Below are 20,981 nucleotides of genomic sequence, written 5' to 3'. Positions count from 1 at the left end.
TGTTCCGTCCATTAGAACGAACGACCGACCCCGGTCCGGGCGCACCCGCGACCACCTTGACACGGCGACCAGGACCTGTTGAATCTCCAAGAACGAAAAGACAAGACGCAAACCCCATCGAGACCGTCCCGCCCCGTCGATTGACATCCGGAAGGCCGCACCCTAACGTGAGATCGTTCACTTTACCGAACGATCGAGGTTCGGCGCCGAACCGGATCCTTCGCGCTCGGCGCGATTCCCGTCGTCCCGGCCGCGCCAGATCGCTCGGCGATTCGCCGCACGACCGCCTCGCCGCACCGGCGCGGCCTCAGTCGATGGATTACGGGGTAGATCAGCAGGGGAGACTCGATGCCCAGCTCAGCACGGGACCTGACGCTCGAGAACGCCGTCATCTTCGATGGCTGGTCCGCCGACCTGGTCGAAGGTTCGATCCGGGTCGCCGACGGTGCCATCGCGGAGATCGGGCCGCGGGTGAGCCGGGCCGACCGGGTCATCGACGCCAAGGGCTCGACGGTGGTACCGGGCCTGATCGATGCGCACTTCCACGCCTACGGCGTATCCCTGAACAACCTGGAGTTCGAAAGCGGTCCGCTGAGCTTCCTCGCGCTGGCCGGAGCGCGCAGGCTGGAGGCGGCGCTGCGGCGCGGATTCACCACGGTTCGCGACGTCGCCGGTGGCGACATCGGGCTGGCCATGGCGATCGACGCCGGGTTCGTCGCCGCGCCGCGCTACCTCTACACCGGGCCCGCGCTGAGCCAAACCGGCGGTCATGGCGACTGCCGACCGGCCGAACTCGACATCTGCATCCACGGTGGACACATGAGCGAGGTCGTCGACGGTGTGACGCCGCTGCGCGCTGCCGTTCGACAACGGTTCCGGCAAGGCGCCCACGCCATCAAGATGATGACCTCAGGTGGCGTGGTCTCCCCCGCTGATCCGCTGCTGCCCGCGCAGTACTCCGCCGAGGAGATCGCGGCAGTGGCCGATGAGGCGGCCCGGCGGGGCAGTTACGTCGCGGCACACGCCTACTCGTCCGAGGCCGTCCGGCATTCCGTGGTCAACGGTGTGCGCTCGGTCGAGCACGGCAACCTGCTCGACGAGCCGACCGCATCGCTGATGGCCGAGCACGGGGCCTTCCTGGTGCCGACGCTGATCGCCTACGACGCGATGGCTCGTCGCGGTGCAGAGGTCGGCATCGCCGAGGTCGCCGTGGCGAAGAACCGGATGGTGCTCGAAGCCGGCGGCCTGGCGATCGAGCGTGCGCTCGCCGCCGGAGTTCCGGTCGGCTTCGGTTCCGACCTGATGGGTGCCCTGGAGGACGAGCAATTGCTGGGTCTGCGCCTGCAGATCGAGGTCGCCGGAGTGCTCGCCTGCCTCCGATCCGCTACTTCGGTCAACGCCGCGCTCATCCGGCGCGCCGATCTGGGCCGGATCGCGGTCGGTGCCCGGGCAGATCTCCTGCTGTTGGACGGGGATCCGTTCGCCGACCCCGCCGCACTCTGGGACCAGCAGCGGCCGCGGCTGGTCGTGAAGGGAGGCGCACCGCTGGGCAGCGCATGACCTCCCGGCGAGGGCACCCGTCTCTCCAGCCGGGCCTGCTGGATGCGCGGCCCGATCCCACCGCCCGAGCGCGAACACCTGCTTGCGCTCGTGCCTCGTCGGTCGCGGTAGCACTCGCCCGCGACCAGGTGTGCCCGCAGCAACCGCTTCAACGACCGCTTGGAGCAAGCCATGGACCCTTCAACAGCCGCAAGACCGCCGCGCCGCTCCGGGAAGCGGATTCTGGCCGCATGCGCCAGCGGGAACTTCGTGGAATGGCTGGACTTCTCGCTCTACGGCTTCTCCGCAACGGTGATCGCGCAGACCTTCTTCCCCGCGGACAGCGGCGCCGTGGCGCTGCTCGGCACGTTCGCGATCTACGGCGTCGCGTTCGTCGCCCGGCCCGCCGGCGGTATCGTCTTCAGCCGCATCGGAGACCGGCTCGGCCGACGTGCCGCGCTGTCGGCATCGATCGTCATGATGGGACTGGCGACCGTTGCGATCGGGCTGCTGCCTGGCTACGAGACGGCCGGGATCGGTGCTCCGATCTTGCTCCTGGTTTGCCGACTCGCGCAAGGATTCTCCGCCGGCGGCGAGTACACCGGGGCGGCGACGTTCACCCTCGAGCACGCGCCACCGGGCCGACGAGCGCTGTGGACGACATTCGTGCACAGCTTCTCCCTGGCCGGCACGCTGGCCGGAATCCTGGTCATCCTGCTGTTCAGGTTCGCCTCTCCGGAGGCCTACAGCAGCGGCGGGTGGCGCTGGACCTTCGTGGCCGTCGGTCTGCTGGCAGGCTTCGGCCTGTACCTGCGGTTGCGGCTGGACGAGACACCGGTGTACCGGGAGCTCAAGGCGGACGGGGCAGCCAGGATCCGACCGTTGAAGGACGTCGTGCGCCAGCACGCCCGCCAGATGGTGGTGCTGTTCGCCTACTACGCGTACGTCGGCGTGCTCACCTACCTGATCACAGGTTACATGCCGACCTACCTGACCAAGGTGGTCGGATTCGAATCGACGACGGCGCTGGTCCTGCAGGCCGCCGTCGTGGTCTTCCAGATCTGCCTGTTCTTGGTGCTCGCGCGCCTGATCGACAGCGGTCGGGCACCTCGACGGCGGCTGGTGATCATCGGCAGCGCCTCCGGCGTGGTGCTCGCCGTACCGGCTTTCCTGCTGATCACCACTGGGACGGTGTGGACCGGATTCCTCGGGATGTCGTTGCTGTCGGTGCCGATCATCCTCACCACGTCCGGCGCCATGCTCATAGCGATGGAGATGCTGCCGACCGACGCACGCTTCACCGGCGTCGCGTTGCCGTACAACCTCGCCTACGCGCTCTTCGCCGGCACCGCTCCCCTGGTGGGCGAGCTGTTGGTGACCGCTACCGGGAACAGCATCATGCCGGCGGTCTACGCGACCTCGATCGCAGTGGTAGCACTGCCGGTCCTCTTCTTCGGCATGCCGGAGACGAAGGACTTCCACTTGGGCACCGGCACGGCAGAGCCGTCGCGGTCGGCGCTCGGACGCGGGAACGACTCCTCCCGCGAGCCGAACGGCCGACCCGGGCTGCACCGCACGACAGGAGGAGATCATCTTGCGTGAAGCCGACCACCGCGACCGGGTTGCCCGCCTGCGTTCGGAGATGTCTCGACGCGATCTGACGGGCTACCTGATCCCGCACGAAGACGGCTACCTCAACGAGTGGACGCCGGCCGCCGACTGCCGGTTGGAATGGCTGACCGGATTCAGCGGCTCGGCCGGCATCGCGGTCGTGCTGCGAGATCGAGCGGCGGTGCTCACCGACGCCCGCTACACCAGGCAAGTGGCCCAGCAGTGCGCCCAGGACCTCTTCGAGGTCCACGACCTGGTCGATCTCCCGTGGCAGGACTACGTCGCTCGGCATGCCGCCGGCGGCGCGATCGGGTTCGATCCCGCCTTGCACTCCATCGCCTCGCTCGCCGTGCTGCACGCGTTGAGCCGATCAGCGTCCTTCGAAATCGTTGCGGTGCCGGAGAACCTGGTCGACGGGATCTGGCAGGACCGGCCGGCCATCGAGGTGCTGCCCGCCCACGTGCATCCGGTTCGCCTGGCCGGCGAAAGCTCCGCCTCGAAGCGGACTCGGCTCGCCGGGGAACTCGGCGGCGGATGCTCGGCGGCGGTGATCGCGACCTGCGACAACACGGCGTGGCTGGTGAACATCCGCGGTGGTGGCCTGCCCTACCTCCCGGCCCCGCCCGGCCGGGCCTTGCTGCACGCCGACGCAAGCGTGGACCTGTTCGTGGCACCGGAGTCGGTGGACGACCGAACGCGCGAGCAACTCGGCGACGACATCCGGATCCACCCACCGGCGATGTTCGCCGATCGCCTCAAGGCCTTGGCGGGCTCCCGGGTGCTGGTGGATCCGGCGACCACCCCGGTCGCGATCGAAACCCAGCTGCACGACGCCGGTGTGCAGGTCGTGCACGGCAGCGATCCGTGCCACCTGGCCAAGGCGGTGAAGAACGAGCAGGAGATCGCCGGCGCGCGCGACGTGCACCGGCGCGACGGTGCGATCCTGGTCCAGCTGCTGCACTGGATCGACACCCACGGCCCGACCGGGAGCGTGGACGAACTCGCCGTCGCCCGGCGGTATCGCGAGCTGCACGAGGCCGACGAACGCTACTGGGGGCTGGGCTTTCCGGTGGCGGCCTGCGTCGGGGCGCACTCGTCGTACCCGCACTACGCACCGACCAGCGAGAGCAACGTCCCGCTGGAACCGGGCGAGGTGTTCCTGATCGACGCGGGCGCCCAGTTCCACGACGGAACTACCGATATCACCCGCACGGTGCCGATCGGCGCGCCTCGCCCGGAGCACGTCCGGGCGCACACCCTCGCCCTCAAGGCCCACATCGCGCACGCCGTGCTGCGCTTCCCGCCCGGAATCGGCGCCATGCACATCGACGCGGTGGCCCGCCAGTACTTCTGGCGGCACGGCCTCGACTACGGCCCCGGCACGGCACACCTCATCGGATCCTTCCTGAAGGTGCACGAGGGCCCGATGTACATGCACTGGAAACGGGGGAACGAGGTTCCGCTGCTGCCCGGAATGATCATCGAGCACGAACCCGGTTACTACCGCCCCGACGAGTTCGGCGTGCGGGTGGAGAACACCTTCCTCATCGGGGAACCGGCCGTACCGCCGGGGGGCGAGCTCCCGATGTGCGGGTTCGAGGTCATCTCGCTCGCCCCCGTCGACCGGCGGCTGATCGATCTCGACGCCCTCTCCGACGAGGAGATCCGCTGGATCGACGAGTACCACGAGGTGGTCGAGAACGAACTCCGGAACCTGCTGCCACCGGAGGTCTCCTCGTGGCTGCACGAGATGACGCGGCCGCTGCGGCCGGCGGCACTCCCCTGACCTGGCCGGTAACCAGCAGCGACGTCCACTTCGGAAGGAGATACCTGTGACCGGGTTGCCGAAGATGATCAGCACCGTGGACTACCACACCGCCGGTGAGCCGTTCCGGATCGTGCTGGGCGGCGTCCAGCCCCCTCGCGGCTCGACCATCCTCGACAAGCGGGACGACGCGATGGTTCGCCTCGACGACACGCGCGCGATGCTCACCCTCGAACCGCGCGGCCACGCCGACATGTACGGCTGCTTCGTCACCGAACCCGACGACGACGGCGCCGACCTCGGCCTGATCTTCTTCCACCGCGACGGCTTCAGCACCGCCTGCGGACACGGTTCCATCGCGGCCGCCGTCTGGGCCTGCACCACGGGGTACGTCACCCCTCGCGACGGCGACAAAATCGTCCTCGACGTACCTTCCGGGCGCGTGACCTGCCATCTCCGAGACGAGGGCGGCCACCCGTCCGTGCGCTTCGTCAACATCGCCTCCTACACCCACGCGCTGGACGTGGAAGTGCCCACGTCCAGCGGAACCGTCCGAGCCGACATCGCCTACGGGGGCGCCTTCTACGCCGTGGTCGAGGCAGACCGGCTCGGAATGGCCGTGTCCCCCTCGGACCTGCCCCGGCTCATCGAGCTGAGCGCCGAGATCAAGGCGGAAGTCCTCGCTCGCCACGACCTGACCAACGCCGGTGACGAGCGGATCAACGGCCTGTACGGCGTGATCTTCTACGACCGCCTCTCCAGCGCGCAGGGCCGCATCGAAGAGCGCAACGTGACCGTCTTCGCGGACGGCCAGGTCGACCGTTCGCCCTGCGGTAGCGGCACCTGCGCCCGCCTCGCCGTCCTGGCTGCGCGCGACGAGCTCGACGCCAACGGAGAACTCGTGAACCGCAGCATCATCGACACGACCTTCACCGGCAGGATCGCGGGCACCACCTCGGTGCAGGGCCGACCGGCGATCATCCCCGAAGTGGCGGGCACGGCCTACCTGACCGGGTACAACACCCTCGTGGTGGACCCGAACGACGACCTCGCCCGAGGTTTCCTGCTACCCACGACGGGAAAGGGCTGAGCAACAGCACCATCCACAGTGGATTATGAACCGCCGTTCCACCTCCCGGAGGGGAGTCTCGCAGCAGGCGGAGCGGCGATTTCGCGCGAAATCGCCGCTCCGCGTCGGGCACCGGGCGCCTTCGGACGAGCCGGGCTGAGCCATTCTGAAACGACCTCTGAGCAACGACCTGGCCACCATGCGTGGTGGCGCTCAGCGGGTCCGGCCCAGTTCCCGTTTGAGGATCTTGCCCGTTGCCGTCATCGGGAGGGCTTCCACGAACTCGATCAGCCTCGGGTACTTGTAGCTCGCCATCTGCTCCTTTGACCAGGCCTGACCACCATCCCCTGACGACAGCGGGGAGGTGTGCGCCGGCTGCACCAACGACCGCGGCATAAGCCGTCAGGGGCGACGTCACGTTCATTCGCGCTCCGCGCCCTCTGGCCACACAACGGTGACCGGGATTCCGCGTTCGCGCGCGGCTTGCACGACATCACCCGTGCCGCCGCGACCGCCTGACGGGCGCCCGTCCCAGACGGCGAGCATCGCGTCGACACTACTGAGGACGTGTTCGCTGGCAGCCATGTAGGCGTCGCGGTTGGATTCCTCGAAAGGCATGGTGCGAACCTGCGACGCCTTGCCGATCAGCTCGTCGAACGCGGCGGCGTTGTCCGGCTTCACCTTGCGGTCGCGGTAATCGGCGGCGGGGAGCACGACTTCGAACGAGCCGCCCACGTCGAGCACCGCGCGGGCGAAGATCTGATCGGCGCCGCGGGCGAGACAGGTGACCCCGATGAGCCTGTCATGGTGGAGGGACAACTGAGTCACCAGGGCCTCCCGGACGAGGGGAGCGCTCGCGGCGGTGAGGTTCGAATGCCCGGTGATTCCGATACGCGCCAATTCCGGCCCTTTCGTCACTGCTGGTCAGGCGTCAACAAGGTCGCGGACAGCGTCGCGCGTATCGCGCACGACGACGGAGTCCGCGAACGGCCGCACTTCACGATGAAAGTCTCGCAGCTTCTCCCCAACACGACCGGCCGCCCACTGCTTCGCGATGGGCAGGGCTTCGGCGACCAGCTCGCACGCGCGGTCGGGTTCTGCGGTGACGAGGTAGGTGCGGGCGAGCCCGATCATGTCGAATGCCCGGTTCCTGGCGCATGACGGATCACGCAGCTCCAGGGCACGACCGATGTACTCCTGAGCATGCCGCGCTTCCTTCGGTTCCTGGCGCGCAGCAGCGAGATCGCGCCACCGCGCGCCAAGCACCCCGTAGAGTTCGACCTGGTCGAGGCCCCGCACTCGGTGATCAGCTTCGTCGCCGACGGACTCGGCGAAGTGATCTTCGGCGAGCCCAGCAGCTCGGCGAAACTGCTGCGCTGCCCCGGTTTGGGCGTAGGACCACGCTTCTCGTGTGGCCAGCAGCGCGCGCAGGATCGGGCGCGCAGATTTCCTGGTGCCGTACTGGGCGAGTTGTACGAGTTCGAGGCCGTCGTCGGCCTGCCCGAGGTCGAAGCACTGGCGCGCGAACGCGGCGAGGGTGACCGCGGCGAAGTTGTCATCGCCACCGACCTTGGCGAACTGCACGGACAGCGTGTAGTAGCGCTGGGCGGCGCGGTGCAGACCTGAATCCCACGACATCGACGCGGCGATCTCGGCCAGCTCAGCGCCCACGAGGAATGCCTCGCGCGTCGTAGCGCTGTCGGCTGCATCCTTGAGCCGGTCGCTGACGTCGTTGAGCAGCGCGATGACTGCTTTGCGGGCGAGCAGTCCGGTCGGTGTGCTGTTCCAGCCCTGGAGTTGTCCCGTGATTTCCCGCCAGCCGTCTATTTCAGCTCCGCTGATCGATGCGCTGCCAGCAAGCCGGATGCGCTGCGGTACCAGCCAACCCTGCAGAGGCTCGGTGAGGCCTGCACCGGCGACGGCCGCTGCGGAGACCAGTGCTTTGCGTCGCGAAAGGGTCACGTCCTGACTCGTCATCTCCTCGGCATTGGCTACGACGTCCGAAGGATGCCAGCCCGTCGGCTGGTCGTCTGCCTCCGCAGATCGAGAAGGTGCCTGCCTACGCGGAATGAACCCGAGCTCGCTGTCGGACTTCGCGCCGAGCACCGCACGAAATCCTGCGCGATAAGCCGCTCCCGGCCACCTGACTTCACCACGCTCATACCGCGCGATCTGGTGTCGATCGAGTTCATACAGCTTGCCGGTCGAGCCGAACAGGTAGCGATTCACCTCGTCGGCCAGCTCGGGCCGCGACATGCACTCGTCAGGGATGCGGCGGGACGCGGTGGCCTCCCGTGCTGCGCGAAGCGACGTGTTCGGCGTCGGCACGATCTCCCCTTTCGCAATCGATCACCGAATGTATCCGGACGGAAACAGTGGGTCAGATCGCAATCTGGCCCGCGATGCCCCGAAAACGTGTCGGATTCCCCGCGCTTGCCGACGAAGGTCAGGGCATGACCAGCTCGGAAAGCGTCGGCGGATCTGTGGATCAGCCGTCCGAGGCAGACCCGATCGAGGTGCGACACCGCACCGTCGCAGCGATCGAGCAAACCGGGTTCCTCGTCGACCGCGAGCTATGGTTCGCCGAGGATGCGAGCCTGTGCAGCCAGTGCCACAACGGCTGCTACAACGACCCACCACCGGACCCGCCACCGAAGAAGTGAGCACCGATGACCCGACGTGATTGGAGCGAACTACCGACCGCTGTGCGTGCCGCAATAGAGAACCAGTGCGGCACCGTGACTCGGGCGGTGCTCCCGAACGCCGGGCGGAACTCGGACGTGTCCGCCACCCTGCACACCGGTGGCGGACACGTCCTGTTCTGCAAGGGCGTCCGGCTCGACACGCCGAAAGCCCGGATGCACCGGCACGAGGCGCAGGTGAACCCGTACCTTCCGCCGGGCGTGGCACCGCGGCTGCTGTGGCGGACCGAGGTCGACGGGTGGTTGCTGCTCGGGTTCGAACACGTGCCGGGGCACCACGCCGACCTCTCTCCAGGGTCACCGGACCTGCCGCTGGTCGCCGACACCGTGCACACGATCGGCGAGGCATTGACGCCATCGCCCGCCAGAGCGCCGCGGCTGGCCGATCAGTGGGCCCGGCTGGCCGCCTGGCGCCGCCTGGCGCACGACCGGAAACCCGAGCCGGCGGAGTGGGTGTGGGGCAGGCTCGACGAGTTCGTCGACCGCGAGCACCGCGCGTTCACCGCGATCGACGGCGACGCACTCGCCCACACCGACCTCCACCCCCTCAACGTGTTGGTGTCCGATCGGGCACGGGTGGTCGACTGGGCGTGGTCGCGCCGCGCCGCGCCGTGGGTCGACGCCGGGCTACTAGTGCTGCGCCTGATCGACGCCGGCCACTCCCCGGCAGCTGCCGAACGATGGGCCGACGGCGTTGTACCCGCATGGTCTTCGGTGAGCGAACAAGAACGCACCGACTTCGCCGTCGCCGTGCTCGGGGTGTGGCACCACATGGCCGGCGTAGACCCCAGCCCGCAACGGGCGCCGCTGGTCGACGTCGCGCGCCGCTGGGTCGCGCACCGGCTCCGTGACGTCGTGGCCTCGCCGATTTCCGCAGAGCAGTAGCCAAACCGCGGGACCGACGAACGCGCTCCACACCAAGCCCGTTCGGGGTCGCGACACGGGGAGCTTGTGCGGGCAGGCCAAGGACGACGACCGCCGCTACCGGGTCCGGCCCAGTTCCCGTTTGAGGATCTTGCCCGTTGCCGTCATCGGGAGGGCTTCCACGAACTCGATCAGCCTCGGGTACTTGTAGCTCGCCATCTGCTCCTTTGACCAGGCGATGAGTTCATCCTCCGTGATCTGCGCGGATTCGGCGGTGATCACGAACGCTTTGATCTCTTCTCCGTGGCTGTCATTCGCAATGCCGACGACCGCGGCGAGGGAGACCGCCTCGTGGCTCATCAGGACCTCTTCGACCTCCCTCGGGTAGACGTTGAAGCCGCCCCGGACGATCATGTCCTTCGCCCGGTCGACGATGTAGTAGAAGCCGTCGCCATCGCGGCGGGCGAGATCACCCGTGCGGAACCAGCCGTTGTGCATGACCTCCGCGGTCTCGTCCGGTCGGTCGAAGTAGCCCTTCATGACGTTGTGGCCGCGGATGGCGATCTCGCCGACCTCGTCTGCGCCGGTCACCACGTTCCAGCCGGCATCGACCAGCTCGACCTCGACGCCCCAGACCGGCAGGCCGATCGACCCCGGCCGGGGCGGCTGCCCCAGAAGGCTGAAGAGGGCCAGCGGCGATGTTTCGGACAGGCCGTAGCCTTCGAGGATCCGGATTCCGAAGCGCTGCTCGAACCGCGAGTGGATCTCCACCGGTAGCGCCGCGCCGCCGGAGATGGCCAGCCTCAGGTTCCGCGCGATCCGCCCGACGTCGACGCCTTCGCCGAGCGCGCCGAGCAAGCCCCAGTACATCGTCGGGACGCCCGCGAACACCGTGACGTCCTCGCCGGCCATCAGCTCCAGCGCCGCCCGTGCTTCGAACCTCGGCAGCAGGACCAGGGTCGCGCCGACGGAGAATCCCGCGTTCATGTCGATGCTCTGGCCGAAGGAGTGGAACAGCGGCAGCGCGACCAGGTGCGTGTCGTGCTGCGCCGGGGTGCTGCCGAACATCTGGTTGGCGGTCAGGGCGTTCATCACCATGTTGGCGTGGGTGAGTTCGGCGCCCTTCGGCCGCCCGGTGGTGCCGCTGGTGTAGAGGATCACGGCGGTGTCGGTCGCCTCCCGCGCCACGGTCTCGAATTCCGCGGGCTGGGCCGACAGCGCTTGCGCCAGCGTCTCGGTCTCCCCGACCGGTTCGGGGCTCTCGGTTCCGGCGGCGATGACGAACATGTCCTGGCAGCCCGGGGTCTGCCGGAACGCGGCACGCCCGCGTTCAGCCGTCGGCAGGCTCGGATCCCCTTCGAAGCAGAAGTACGCCCGGGCGCCGGAATCGGCCAGGTGGTAGGCGATCTCCCGCTCCTTGAGCAGCACGTTGAGCGGCACGACGACGGCACCGGCCTTCAGGATCCCGTAGTACACGGCGGGAAACTCCGGCACGTTCGGGCAGGTAACCGCCACCTTGTCGCCTGGCCGGATCCCCCGGGAGACCAGGAGGTTGGCGATCCGGTTGGCGAGCGCGCCGACCTGCGCGTAGCTCATCCTCCTGCCGCCGCACACCAGGGCGTCGCGCCGCGGATACCTGCGGGCGGAGTCGTCGAGGAACATGGCCAGGTTCAGCACGCTTGGTCTCCTACGTCGTGGTTCGGCGGTGTCAGTGCGCGGCGTCTTCGTACGTTCGCGCGAGCTCGCGGACGAATTCCTCGGCCCGCGGCCAGAGCCCGTACCCCGAGGCGGGGTTCAGGTGGCCGACGGCGCCTAGGTGGACCAGCCTGCTGCCCCAGTCCCGGGCCATCTCGGCCACCTGCGCCAGGCGGGCGAGGGGGTCGTTCGTGCTCGCCGCCACGATGCTGGGGAACGGGAGCAGTTCGCGCGGCGTCGGCAGCCAACCGTTGCGGGACAGGTCGTCCGGTGCGGGGTAGCCATCCGGCAGCCGCGATTCGAAGTCAGGCGGCGTTGCCAGCAGGGCACCCCGGATCGCGCGGGTGTGCCGCTGCGCCCAGTGGACGGTGATCATCACTCCGGCGCTGTGCGCGACGATGACGATGGGCCCCGCGATGTCCGCCACGACGCGGTCGAGCGCCGCGACCCGGGCGTCCCGGCTGAGCTTGTCGTGTTCGAGCGGCGGCACGGTGCGGGTGTTCGGCAGCTTCTCGGCGAGATGGGTCTGCCAGTGGTCGGCCACGTGGTCCCGCAGGCCCGGGACGATCACGACGGTCGGGTTTTCGGGGTTGTTCAACTGCTGCTCCGATCTTGCGATTCGGTCATGCCGAAGGACGTCTGTCGAGTGCCGTGAGTCCTCGCAGCGCTGCCGGGTAGCGGCGCTTTCCGATCAGCAGTGCCGCGATGGCTCCGAGGTAGACCAGCGGGGCGAGTTGCAGCGCCCCCAGCAGGCCGAGGCGGTCGGCCAGGAGACCGACGACGAACGGGCCCGCGGCCAGGCCCAGGAGGCTGTTCGCCAGGGTCAGCGACCCGAACCCGGTGGCCCGCACGGACGCGTGCGTGAGGTTGGCGACCATGGCGGTGGCGGGCCCGGAGGCGCCCGCCGAGAAGAATGCGCCGCAGCCGATCACGACGAGCTGCGGAACGCCTGCCGGCAACTGGAAACCGGTGATCAGCAGGATTGCGGCGGCCGCGCCGTAGCCGATCGAAGTGGTCCACTTGCGCTCCGGGTGCCGTCGGCTGGCCCGGTCTGTGATGGCGCCGCAGACGATCATCCCGGCGCCGATGAGCAGGACCAGGATCGCCGAGACGAATCCGGCGGTGTCCGGGCTCATGGCGTGGTACCGGTTGAGGTAACTGGGTGTCCAGGCCAGCAGAACGGCGGCGACGAACATCTGCAGGCCGCTCCCGACGTAGGCGCAGAGCACGGAAGCGTTCGAGAACAGGCTGGACAGCGGAGCCCGGTATCCGCCCGGCTCAACGGCGGCGTCGTCCTCGAACCGGTGCCGGTCCAGCCTGCGCTGGGTGACGACCAACCGGAACAGGACGACCAGCACCAGCCCGACGACGGCCATGAACGCCAAGGCCCAGCGCCAACCGAAGTGGACGGCGATGAAGCCGCCGAGCGCGACGCCGATCGTCGAGCCGAACGAGCCGCCGGCCATGAACGCGCCGCCGAACGTGGCGCGGACGTGGGGCGCGAACACGCTGAGCACCACCGCGATGCCGACGCTGCCGTAAGCGGCTTCTCCCACTCCCACGAGGAATCGTGCGCCGAGCAGCTGGCCGTAGTCGGCCGCGATCGCGCACAGCAGCGTCGCCAGGCTCCAGATGATCGCCATCAGCACCAGGCTGCGGACGCGGCCCCACCGGTCGGCGAGTACTGACAGCGGGAAGGTGAGCAGTCCGACCATCGCCGCCACCACGCTGGTCAGCGCGGCGAGCTGGGAGTCGGACAGCGCCCACTCGGCCTTCAGGAACGGGAACACCGCGTTGAGAACCTGCCGGGACATGTAGTCCGACAGCAACAGCCCGAACGTCAGGCCGAAGACGACCAAGGGGTAGATCCGCGGCTTGGCGGGCGCGGTCCCGCCGGGTAGGTCCAAGGTGGGCAGGGCGTGCGACTTCATTGTCACTCCTCGGCTTGCTGCTGGTGCATCCGGTGGAAAGCTCGTCCCCCTGGCGAAATCCGGGGCCGGGGCGCGGGCCCTCGTGAGGCGCCGCGCCCCGGCCTCCCCAACGGCGTTCGGTGTCTCCGACCGTCAGGCGTGGTGGGTGAAGCCGACCTGCCCCGGCTTGCGGTTCGGGGCGAACCCGACCTTGGCGAGGGTCTCGTCGGCGTCGGCGTAGCGTTCGCCGATCTTGTAGATCTCGCGGGCCTCCTTACCGGTGGCGACTTCCCGGCCGAGCTCGCCCGCGATGCGCACCAGCTGCTCGATCTGCTGGACCGAGGTCAGCTTCGCGCCCTTGCGCCCCCAGATGGTGTCCTCGTTGCCGCACCGGGTGTGCAGCCCCATGGCGATGGCCATCGCGTTGACCGGCAGGACGCTGCGCATGAGGGTTTCCAGCGTCAGCACCGCGCCGTCGGGGACGCGGCGGATGAACTCCATGATGTTGTACGGGTTGGGGCCGTCGAACCCGCCGCCGATGCCGACCCAGGTGACCATCAGCGGTCCTGTGTAGACACCGCGCCGGATCAGCCGCTCGACGGTTTCCAGCTGCGGGATGTTGGCCAGCTGGAAGTGCGGCTGGATGCCCGCCGCCTGGAGGCGCTTCAGGTGCTCCTCGACCCAGGCCGGGCCGGCCGGCACGTACATCTCGCGGTACGCCTCGGCCACCGCCGGCCGCGCGAGCGAGGTCCCGGCGACGTCGTCCTCCGTCATCAACTCCATGATGTTCATCTGGTTGGTGTTGATGGCGATGGTGACCTGGTCCGGGGCCGGGTCGAGCTCGGCCAGCATGTGGCGGGTGTCGTCGCTGAGCCACTTGGCGTCGGCGCCTTCGCCTTCGGGCGCGAACGAGATCGAGCCGCCCACCTGCAGGATCATGTCGGGTACGGCTTCGCGCAGCCGGCCCAGCAGCTCGTTGAACTTCGACAGCCGCTTGGAACCCTTGCCGTCGAGCTCGCGCACGTGGATGTGCAGCACCGTGGCCCCGGCGTTGTAGCAGTCGACCGCCTGCTGGACGTGCTCGTCCATGGTCAGCGGGAGGTCCTCCCGGAAGTCCTCCGGCTCCCACTCCGGCCCGTAGGGGGCCGCCGTGATGACGAGCTTCTCCTGGTTCTCGGGGAACAGCGAGTCGTCGTGGAAGTGCATCGTTCTTCTCCTTTTCCGAAGCGGCGGAACGAAAATCCCGGAGGGAGGTCAGAACGGCCGGTCGCCGATGATCCCGGCGCGCTCCATCTTGCGTACCGCGGGCCAGTAGTCCTGGACCGCGTAGTGCTGCGTGGACCGGTTGTCCCAGATCGCGACGCTGTTCTTGGTCCAGCGCCAGCGCACCTGGTACTCCGGGACCGCGGCCTGGCTGATCAGGTAGTTGAGAAGGTTGCTCGCCCCGGGGGCGTAGTCGCTTCCGAAGCGGACGTTCTCCGGCGTGTGGTAGTTGACGAAATGCGTGGCGAACGCGTTGACGAAGAGGATCTTCTCCCCGGTTTCGGGGTGGGTGCGCACCACCGGGTGTTCCGCGTCGGGGAATCGCTCCTTCAGCTCGTGGCGCTGCTCCATCGGCAGCGCGGCGCCGAAGCTGGCCTCGATGCTGTGCCTGGCGCGCAGTCCCTCGATCTGGCTCTTGATGTGCCCGGGGAGCTTCGCGTACGCCTCGGCCATGTTGACCCAGATCGTGTCGCCGCCGACCTCCGGACCTTCCACGGACCGGAGCACGCACCCCATGGGCGGGTTCTCCCGCCAGGTGGCGTCGCAGTGGAAGGCGTTCTCGTAGTGCTCGGCCGGGCTGTCGAGGTCCTTGTAGATCCGCACCAGGCCCGGGTTGTCGGGATCGCTGCCGGCCACCGGGTGGTCTTCGAGCGACCCGAAGCGCCGGGCGAGCGCCACGTGTTCGGCCCGGCTGATGTCCTGATCGCGCAGGAACAGGACTTTGTGCTGGAGCAGCAGCGAATGCAGTTCGGCGAACAGCGCATCATCGCGCGCGACATCGCCGAGGTCGACGTCGAACAGCTCGGCACCGATGGTGCACGTGAGCTTCTGGTGCTTGATCTTCGTCGTCCGGGACGTCTGGACCGCACTGGACATGACAGTTCCTCCGCGGGTTGGTTGATCGTGCCGCCGCCCGAAATTCCGGTGCTGCGGCGAAGATTCAGTGTCAGAGGGAGAAGACCGAAGATCCGATGCTGCGACCCGACTCCAGGTCGCGATGGGCTTGCACCGCGTCTTCGAGGGCGTAGCGCTGGTTGATGCCGATCTTGATCCGACCGCCGGCGACGTGGCCGAACAGCTCCCCCGCCAGCTCCGCGCGCTCGGCAGGGTCGGCGATGTAGTCGGCGAGCGCGGGGCGGGTGACGAACACCGATCCCTTGATGGCGAGTTGCATCGCGTCGATGGGCGGGACGGGGCCGGACGCGGTGCCGAAGCACACCAGCAGGCCGCGGCGGGCGAGCGAATCGAGGGAGGCCTGGAAGGTGGCCGCACCGATGCTGTCGAACACGACCGGAACGCCCGCTCCGCCGGTGATCTCCCGGACCCGCGCGGCCACGTCCTCCTGCTTGTAGAGCACGACGTGGTCGCACCCGTGAGCACGCGCGACCTCGGCCTTCGCCTCCGTCGACACCGTGCCGATCACGTTGATCCCCAGCAACTTCGCCCACTGCAGGAAGATCAGGCCCACTCCCCCGGCCGCGGCGTGCAGCAGGACGGTGTCCCCCTGCCGCAGCGGATGGATGCGGCGCAGCAGGTAGGAAGCGGTGAGCCCGCGCATGGTCATCGCGGCTGCGGTGTCGAAGCCGATCTCGTCCGGCAGCGCGATCAGCGACCCGGCGGGCATCACGCGCTCGGTGCTGTAGGCCCCGAGCGGGCTGCCCGTGTACGTGACCCGGTCGCCTTCCCTGAGGTGCGGCACCCCGGCGCCGACGGCTTCCACGACACCGGCCGCTTCGACGCCCATACCCGCGGGCAGCGGGGCCGGGTAGAGGCCGGTGCGGAAGTAGGTGTCGGCGAAGTTCAGCCCGACCGCCTCGTGGCGGATGCGGACCTCGCCCGGACCGGGCTCACCGACGTCGACGGTTTCCCACCGCATGACCTCCGGTGCACCGGTCTCGTGGAAGCGAACGGCTTGTGCCATGGCGTTCTCCTTCGCGGCACGAGCGAATCCGCCTGTGCCGTTGCTCGGTTGATTTCCCTCGTCCGTGCGGTCAGCTCGCCCGGGTGATGACGTCTCGGGGCGCCACTCCCCCGCGGCCCCGCGGACCGCCGTACCCGGCCGTCTCCCAGCTGAAGTCCGGTGGCAGCTTTCGTCCATCGTGGAGCGTCAGCCAGAGCCGGCGCAGGCTGTCGCCGGCCGCCGGGTCCGCGATGTCGCCGCCCTGCGCGTGCAGGACCGCGTAGTTGTTGAACAGCTGGATGTCGCCGGGCTCGACGTCGACGCCGAACCGGAACTCGGCCGCGAGCCCGTCGATCAGCTCGAACAGCGCCACGTCGGCGGGTTCCAGCCGGGGAACCTCCGGGAACCGCTGAGCCGACTCGATGTCGCGCCGGGCGTAGCGGACGCTCAGCTTGCCGTCGCACCAGCACGCCAGCGGAACCGACCGGTAGGGACTCTCCCCAGGGAGCTGCTCACCCCGCCGGTCGAACCAGAAGTGCCGGTACATCCGCTCCGCCAGCAGCGGATCACGCGCCAGCACCTCGTTGTACAGCGCCGCCGAACTCACGACGGTGTTGCTCCCGCCGAGCCGCGGGCTCAGCAGCGCCACGACATCCGAGCCGCCCGTTCGCAGCTCCGGCCCCGCCGCCGCACCCCGGACGCGACCCAGTTTGCGGCCGAAGGAGTCCTGCGAGACCGGAAAACCCAAGTACTGGGCCATTCCCCAGAAGAGCGTGTTGATCTCGGCATCGTCGTACCGCTGCACCGGAATGCCTTTGATCACGGCGAAACCACGCCCGTTCTCCAACGCATGCGCGATGCGCCGCAGCTCCGTTCCCAGCGAGGGCAGGGGAAACCGCTCCCTGGTGATCCGGAGGAGCACGATCCCGTTCCTCCGCGCCGCTTTCAGCGCGGCGTCCAGCTCGTCGAGGTGGGACGGCGAGAGCTCGAACCTCCACTCGGCCGGGTCGTCGAGGTCGGCCGCCCGCCACGCCGCAGCCGTCCGGCACGGCTCCCGCAGCACATCGGCGGACGAGGTCCCGATCGCCGGGGAGCCGCACTGCGTCGCTGTTTCGGCCATGACGTTCTCCATCGGAATCTCGGCACGGGGTCGGCTGTGATGGAGGCGACATTATGCGTCGACGGGCGTCAGGTCTTATCCTCGCGGGACACGATGATTATCATTTGGTGACATCGCGGAGAGTGACGATGAAGCCCCTCGCCCGCTACGCATCGTTGAACAGCTACATCGACGTCAGCCGCTCGGTCGGCATCGAGCCGATCCGGCTGATGCGCGGCGTCGGACTCGACCCGGCCGGAATGGCGCTCCAGGACCGGTGGATCCCGGCCGTGTCCGTCGCCCGGCTCCTCGAACGGTCGGCGGCGGAGTCCGGGCACCAGGACTTCGCGCTGCAACTGGCCGAACGCCGCCGCTTCGCCAACCTCGGCCCGCTGGGCCTGGTCATCCGCGAGGAACCCGACGTGCGCAGCGCCTTGACGATCCTGGTCCGCCACGAGCACATGTACAACGAGGCCCTGCGGATGAACATGGTCGTGCGCAACGGGCTCGCGACCATCCGCATCGGCTTCGAACTCGGCGAGCAGACCGAGACCAGGCAGGCCGCCGAGCTCGCCCTCGGCACGCTGCACCGGCTCCTGCGCGATTTCCTCGGTTCGCTCTGGCAGCCGATCGCGGTCTGCTTCACGCACTGCGCACCGGCCGACGCGAGCACCCACCGGAGGGTTTTCGGCTCCACGGCCAAGTTCGAGCAGGAGTTCAACGGGATCACGTTCTACGCCCACGACCTCGACGTGCCCAACAAGCGGTCGGACCCGCAGATGCGCAACTACGCCTACCAGATCCTCGATTCCCTTGATTCACAAGGGGAAACGACGACGTCGAGCCGGGTCCGCGAGCTGATCGAGATCCTGCTGCCCACCGGTCGCTGCTCGGTCGAACAGGTCGCGCGCAGCCTCGGGGTGGACCGCAGGACGGTCCACCGCCACCTCGCCGACGCGGGCGAGACGTTCTCGTCGATCCTCGACGCGACGCGGGCCGAACTGGCCGAGAACCTGGTGGAGAACCGGCGGTACAGCATGACGGAGATCGCCGAACTGCTGTCCTTCTCGACGCCGGGCAACTTCTCGCGCTGGTTCCGGCGCCGGTTCGGGTGCAGCCCCGGCCAGTGGCGCAACCGGAAGTGACCCGCCGTCAGGGCTGGTCGGCGAGGGTCTGGCGCCAGTGCTCGGCGGCCTGGACCATGTCCCGGCCGAGGTGCTGGAAGAACCGGCTCGTGGCGCCCAGCCGGGCCCCGGCCGGGGTGGCGCCGCCGAGGAGGTCGGCGCCCTGCCGGGTCAGGTCCTCCCACCTGGCCATCGACCGGACGCTGGCCAGCCACGCCTGGTACCAGACGTGCTCGTCGATCGCGTACCGCTCCCGCCGGCCGTCGCGCTCGCGCCCGACCAGGCCTCGCTGTTCGAGCCAGCCGACGGCCTTGGAGACCGACGCGGGGCTGACCTGGAGCCTGGCGACGAGTTCGGCGGCGGTGGTGCTGCCGGTGTCGCTGGTGAACAGGCAGGCGAGGACCCTGGCCATCATCGGCGGAACCCCCGTCTCGATCATCATGTCCGCGAACCGCTCCTCGAACTCGCGGACCGTCCGCGGGTCGCGCCCGTCGGTGTCGGCGGCCGGGATTTCCGGGTGCCCGCCCGGTTTGCGGCGCCGGGCCCGCCACGCGGTCGCCTGCTGCGCCTGGTTGGCCCGGTAGCCGCGGACCCCGCCGTTGCGCGCGACCTCGCGGCTGATGGTCGACCTCGGCCGCCCCAGCCCGCGGGCGATCTCCGCGTACCCGAGCCCGGCCGCCAGCCCGGCGGCGACCCGCTGGCGCTCCTCGTGGGTCAGACGACCTCCCGGCATCCCGGCCTCCGCTCGTCGCTGAACGTGGTGCGTTCAGCATCAATGTCATTGCACCGATCGTACTTCTCCTACCTGGAACAACCGGGTAGGCCAGTTGCGAACGCGCGAAATGCGGTCCTAGCGTTTCGCACACCGCGAACGAATCACGTGGAAGGAGACCGGCATGACCCCGTCACTGCCGACCGCTCGGCCGGCCGACCGCCCCTTCGACCCGCCCGAGGGGCTCGCCGAGCTGCGCGGGCAGGCGCCGCTGAGCAGGCTGAGCTATCCGGACGGGCACGAGGGGTGGCTGGTGACCAGCCACGCACTGGTGCGCGAGGTGCTGGCCGATCCGCGGTTCAGCGCACGGGCCGAGCTGCGGCACGCGCCGATTCCCGGCATCCCCGGCAGCGACCAGCCCGCACCGCCCGGGATCTTCAACGCCATGGATGCGCCCGAGCACACCCGGTACCGCCGCCTGCTCACCGGCCAGTTCACCGTTCGCCGCATGCGTCGGCTGACCGAGCAGATCGAGGACATCACGGCCCAGCGCCTCGACGAGATGGAACGGCACGGCGGTCCGGTGGACCTGGTGGAGGCCCTGGCTCAGCCTGTCCCCGCGCAGGTGATCTGCGAGCTGCTCGGCGTGCCGTACGCGGACCGGGCACGCTTCCAGGCGCACGCGCTGGACATGTTCCGGCTGGACTCGCCGCCGGAGCAGCTGGCGGCCGCCTACGGGGCGGTGCACGAGTTCGTCCGCGAGCTGGTGCTCGCCAAACGCGCCGCGCCCACCGACGACCTGCTCAGCGGCCTCACCGACACCGACCTCACCGACGAGGAACTGGTCAACATCGGGTTCGTGCTGCTGGGCGCCGGGCTGGACACCACGGCCAACATGCTCGCGCTGGGCACCTTCGCGCTGCTGAGCCATCCCGACCAGCTCGCCGTCCTGCGCGACGACCCCGGCACCGCCGGTCGCGCGGTCGAGGAGCTGCTGCGTTACCTGAGCATCATCCCGTTCACGATCCGCACCGCGCTGGAGGACGTCGAGCTGCACGGCGAGCAGATCAAGGCGGGCGAATCGGTCACCATCTCGATCCCCGCGGCCAACCGCGATCCCGAGCACTTCGCCGACCCCGACGTCCTCGACCTGCTCCGCGCGAGCAGCGGGCACGTGGCGTTCGGCCACGGCATCCACCAGTGCCTCGGCCAGCAGCTGGCCCGCGTGGAACTGCAGGTCGCGCTTCCCGCGCTCGTGACGCGATTCCCCGCGCTGCGCCTGGCGATTCCGCCCGCGGACGTGGCGATGCGGAGCGACATGCTCATCTACGGCGTCCACCGCCTGCCCGTCACCTGGGAGGTGTAGGCAGTGCGGACTTCGACCGGGTGGTCGCGAGGATCCTCGGCGAGCAGCAGCGGATCGACGTCCGAATTCGACGAACTGGCCACCCGCTCGATCAGATAGGAGAACCCGTGCGGATCATCGTCGACACCGAGTGGTGCACGGGCTCGGGGCAGTGCGCGCTCACCGCCGCCGATGTCTTCGACCAACGCGACGAGGACGGCACCGTCGTGCTTCTGCAACCGGAACCCCCGGCGGAAGCCCACGAGGCGGTGCGCCAGGCCGCCCTGCTGTGCCCCACGCGCGCCATCCAGGTGGTGGAATGACGCGGTGAGCCCGCAAGTCCCGGAAGGCGGTGGACGGGCGCTACCGCGGATTTCCGGGGC

General features: G+C 69.0%; 19 protein-coding genes. 9 read left to right on the top strand and 10 right to left on the bottom strand.

Annotation, left to right across the window (positions count from 1 at the left end):
* Positions 1-348 precede the first annotated feature (348 nt).
* The 4 genes from BLW84_RS35030 to BLW84_RS35015 all read left to right on the top strand — a co-directional run bounded on the left by BLW84_RS35030 (position 349) and on the right by BLW84_RS35015 (position 6,005).
* Positions 349-1,560, top strand: a complete 1,212-nt coding sequence (locus tag BLW84_RS35030) for a metal-dependent hydrolase family protein (protein WP_093274502.1) — start codon at positions 349-351, stop codon at positions 1,558-1,560.
* A 171-nt stretch (positions 1,561-1,731) separates the two neighbouring features.
* Positions 1,732-3,141: an MFS transporter gene (locus BLW84_RS35025; protein WP_093274497.1), complete on the top strand. Its 1,410-nt coding sequence runs from the start codon at positions 1,732-1,734 to the stop codon at positions 3,139-3,141.
* Complete coding sequence (locus BLW84_RS35020) at positions 3,134-4,936, top strand: M24 family metallopeptidase (protein WP_093274493.1); 1,803 nt, start codon at positions 3,134-3,136, stop codon at positions 4,934-4,936. The genes BLW84_RS35025 and BLW84_RS35020 overlap by 8 nt, the downstream gene beginning before the upstream one ends.
* Positions 4,937-4,982: 46 nt before the next feature.
* The gene (locus tag BLW84_RS35015) at positions 4,983-6,005 is read left to right on the top strand and encodes a proline racemase family protein (RefSeq protein WP_245761604.1); all 1,023 of its coding nucleotides are present in this window, start codon (positions 4,983-4,985) and stop codon (positions 6,003-6,005) included.
* 399 nt (positions 6,006-6,404) lie between these two features.
* Here the strand turns inward: BLW84_RS35015 and BLW84_RS35005 are convergent, their stop codons facing one another.
* Positions 6,405-6,884 (bottom strand): hypothetical protein, encoded by a 480-nt coding sequence (locus BLW84_RS35005; protein ID WP_093274484.1) that lies wholly within the window; start codon positions 6,882-6,884, stop codon positions 6,405-6,407.
* Positions 6,885-6,908: 24 nt separating this feature from the next.
* Positions 6,909-8,312: an NsdA family TPR-like regulatory protein gene (locus BLW84_RS35000; RefSeq protein ID WP_143061204.1), complete on the bottom strand. Its 1,404-nt coding sequence runs from the start codon at positions 8,310-8,312 to the stop codon at positions 6,909-6,911.
* 125 nt (positions 8,313-8,437) lie between these two features.
* On the opposite strand from BLW84_RS35000, the gene BLW84_RS34995 reads away from it, so the two are divergent.
* Positions 8,438-8,647: a hypothetical protein gene (locus BLW84_RS34995; RefSeq protein ID WP_093274478.1), complete on the top strand. Its 210-nt coding sequence runs from the start codon at positions 8,438-8,440 to the stop codon at positions 8,645-8,647.
* A gap of 117 nt (positions 8,648-8,764) precedes the next feature.
* Positions 8,765-9,571, top strand: coding sequence for a phosphotransferase family protein (locus BLW84_RS34990; protein ID WP_093274475.1), 807 nt, complete (start codon positions 8,765-8,767; stop codon positions 9,569-9,571).
* 96 nt (positions 9,572-9,667) lie between these two features.
* Here the strand turns inward: BLW84_RS34990 and BLW84_RS34985 are convergent, their stop codons facing one another.
* The 7 genes from BLW84_RS34985 to BLW84_RS34955 all read right to left on the bottom strand — a co-directional run bounded on the left by BLW84_RS34985 (position 9,668) and on the right by BLW84_RS34955 (position 17,438).
* Positions 9,668-11,227: a long-chain-fatty-acid--CoA ligase gene (locus tag BLW84_RS34985; protein ID WP_093274473.1), complete on the bottom strand. Its 1,560-nt coding sequence runs from the start codon at positions 11,225-11,227 to the stop codon at positions 9,668-9,670.
* Between the two features lie 31 nt (positions 11,228-11,258).
* On the bottom strand, positions 11,259-11,843 hold the full coding sequence (locus tag BLW84_RS34980; RefSeq protein ID WP_093274471.1) for an RBBP9/YdeN family alpha/beta hydrolase: 585 nt from the start codon (positions 11,841-11,843) through the stop codon (positions 11,259-11,261).
* A gap of 25 nt (positions 11,844-11,868) precedes the next feature.
* On the bottom strand, positions 11,869-13,176 hold the full coding sequence (locus BLW84_RS34975; protein WP_093274468.1) for an MFS transporter: 1,308 nt from the start codon (positions 13,174-13,176) through the stop codon (positions 11,869-11,871).
* 132 nt (positions 13,177-13,308) lie between these two features.
* Positions 13,309-14,361 carry a beta-keto acid cleavage family enzyme gene (locus BLW84_RS34970; protein WP_093274466.1) on the bottom strand — a complete coding sequence of 351 codons (1,053 nt, stop codon included), beginning with the start codon at positions 14,359-14,361 and terminating at the stop codon, positions 13,309-13,311.
* A gap of 48 nt (positions 14,362-14,409) precedes the next feature.
* Positions 14,410-15,294: a TauD/TfdA dioxygenase family protein gene (locus BLW84_RS34965; protein ID WP_093274465.1), complete on the bottom strand. Its 885-nt coding sequence runs from the start codon at positions 15,292-15,294 to the stop codon at positions 14,410-14,412.
* A 70-nt stretch (positions 15,295-15,364) separates the two neighbouring features.
* Positions 15,365-16,339: a quinone oxidoreductase family protein gene (locus BLW84_RS34960; RefSeq protein ID WP_093274463.1), complete on the bottom strand. Its 975-nt coding sequence runs from the start codon at positions 16,337-16,339 to the stop codon at positions 15,365-15,367.
* 70 nt (positions 16,340-16,409) lie between these two features.
* A complete protein-coding gene (locus BLW84_RS34955; protein ID WP_177226855.1) occupies positions 16,410-17,438 on the bottom strand; it encodes a TauD/TfdA family dioxygenase in 1,029 nt (342 codons plus the stop codon).
* Positions 17,439-17,566: 128 nt separating this feature from the next.
* Between BLW84_RS34955 and BLW84_RS34950 the strand changes: the two genes are divergently transcribed.
* The gene (locus tag BLW84_RS34950; RefSeq protein ID WP_093274459.1) at positions 17,567-18,562 is read left to right on the top strand and encodes an AraC family transcriptional regulator; all 996 of its coding nucleotides are present in this window, start codon (positions 17,567-17,569) and stop codon (positions 18,560-18,562) included.
* 7 nt (positions 18,563-18,569) lie between these two features.
* On the opposite strand, the gene BLW84_RS34945 is transcribed toward BLW84_RS34950, so the two are convergent.
* Complete coding sequence (locus tag BLW84_RS34945; RefSeq protein WP_093274456.1) at positions 18,570-19,274, bottom strand: GbsR/MarR family transcriptional regulator; 705 nt, start codon at positions 19,272-19,274, stop codon at positions 18,570-18,572.
* A 163-nt stretch (positions 19,275-19,437) separates the two neighbouring features.
* Between BLW84_RS34945 and BLW84_RS34940 the strand changes: the two genes are divergently transcribed.
* Both BLW84_RS34940 and BLW84_RS34935 read left to right on the top strand, forming a co-directional pair.
* On the top strand, positions 19,438-20,619 hold the full coding sequence (locus BLW84_RS34940; protein ID WP_093274453.1) for a cytochrome P450: 1,182 nt from the start codon (positions 19,438-19,440) through the stop codon (positions 20,617-20,619).
* Between the two features lie 107 nt (positions 20,620-20,726).
* Positions 20,727-20,921 carry a ferredoxin gene (locus tag BLW84_RS34935; RefSeq protein ID WP_093274450.1) on the top strand — a complete coding sequence of 65 codons (195 nt, stop codon included), beginning with the start codon at positions 20,727-20,729 and terminating at the stop codon, positions 20,919-20,921.
* Positions 20,922-20,981 lie beyond the last annotated feature (60 nt).

The organism is Saccharopolyspora shandongensis (genome assembly GCF_900106995.1).
In the GTDB taxonomy this organism is placed as follows: Bacteria; Actinomycetota; Actinomycetes; order Mycobacteriales; family Pseudonocardiaceae; genus Saccharopolyspora; species Saccharopolyspora shandongensis.
Note: the sequence above shows the minus strand (reverse complement) of the source record. Positions and strands in the feature narration are given on the sequence as shown.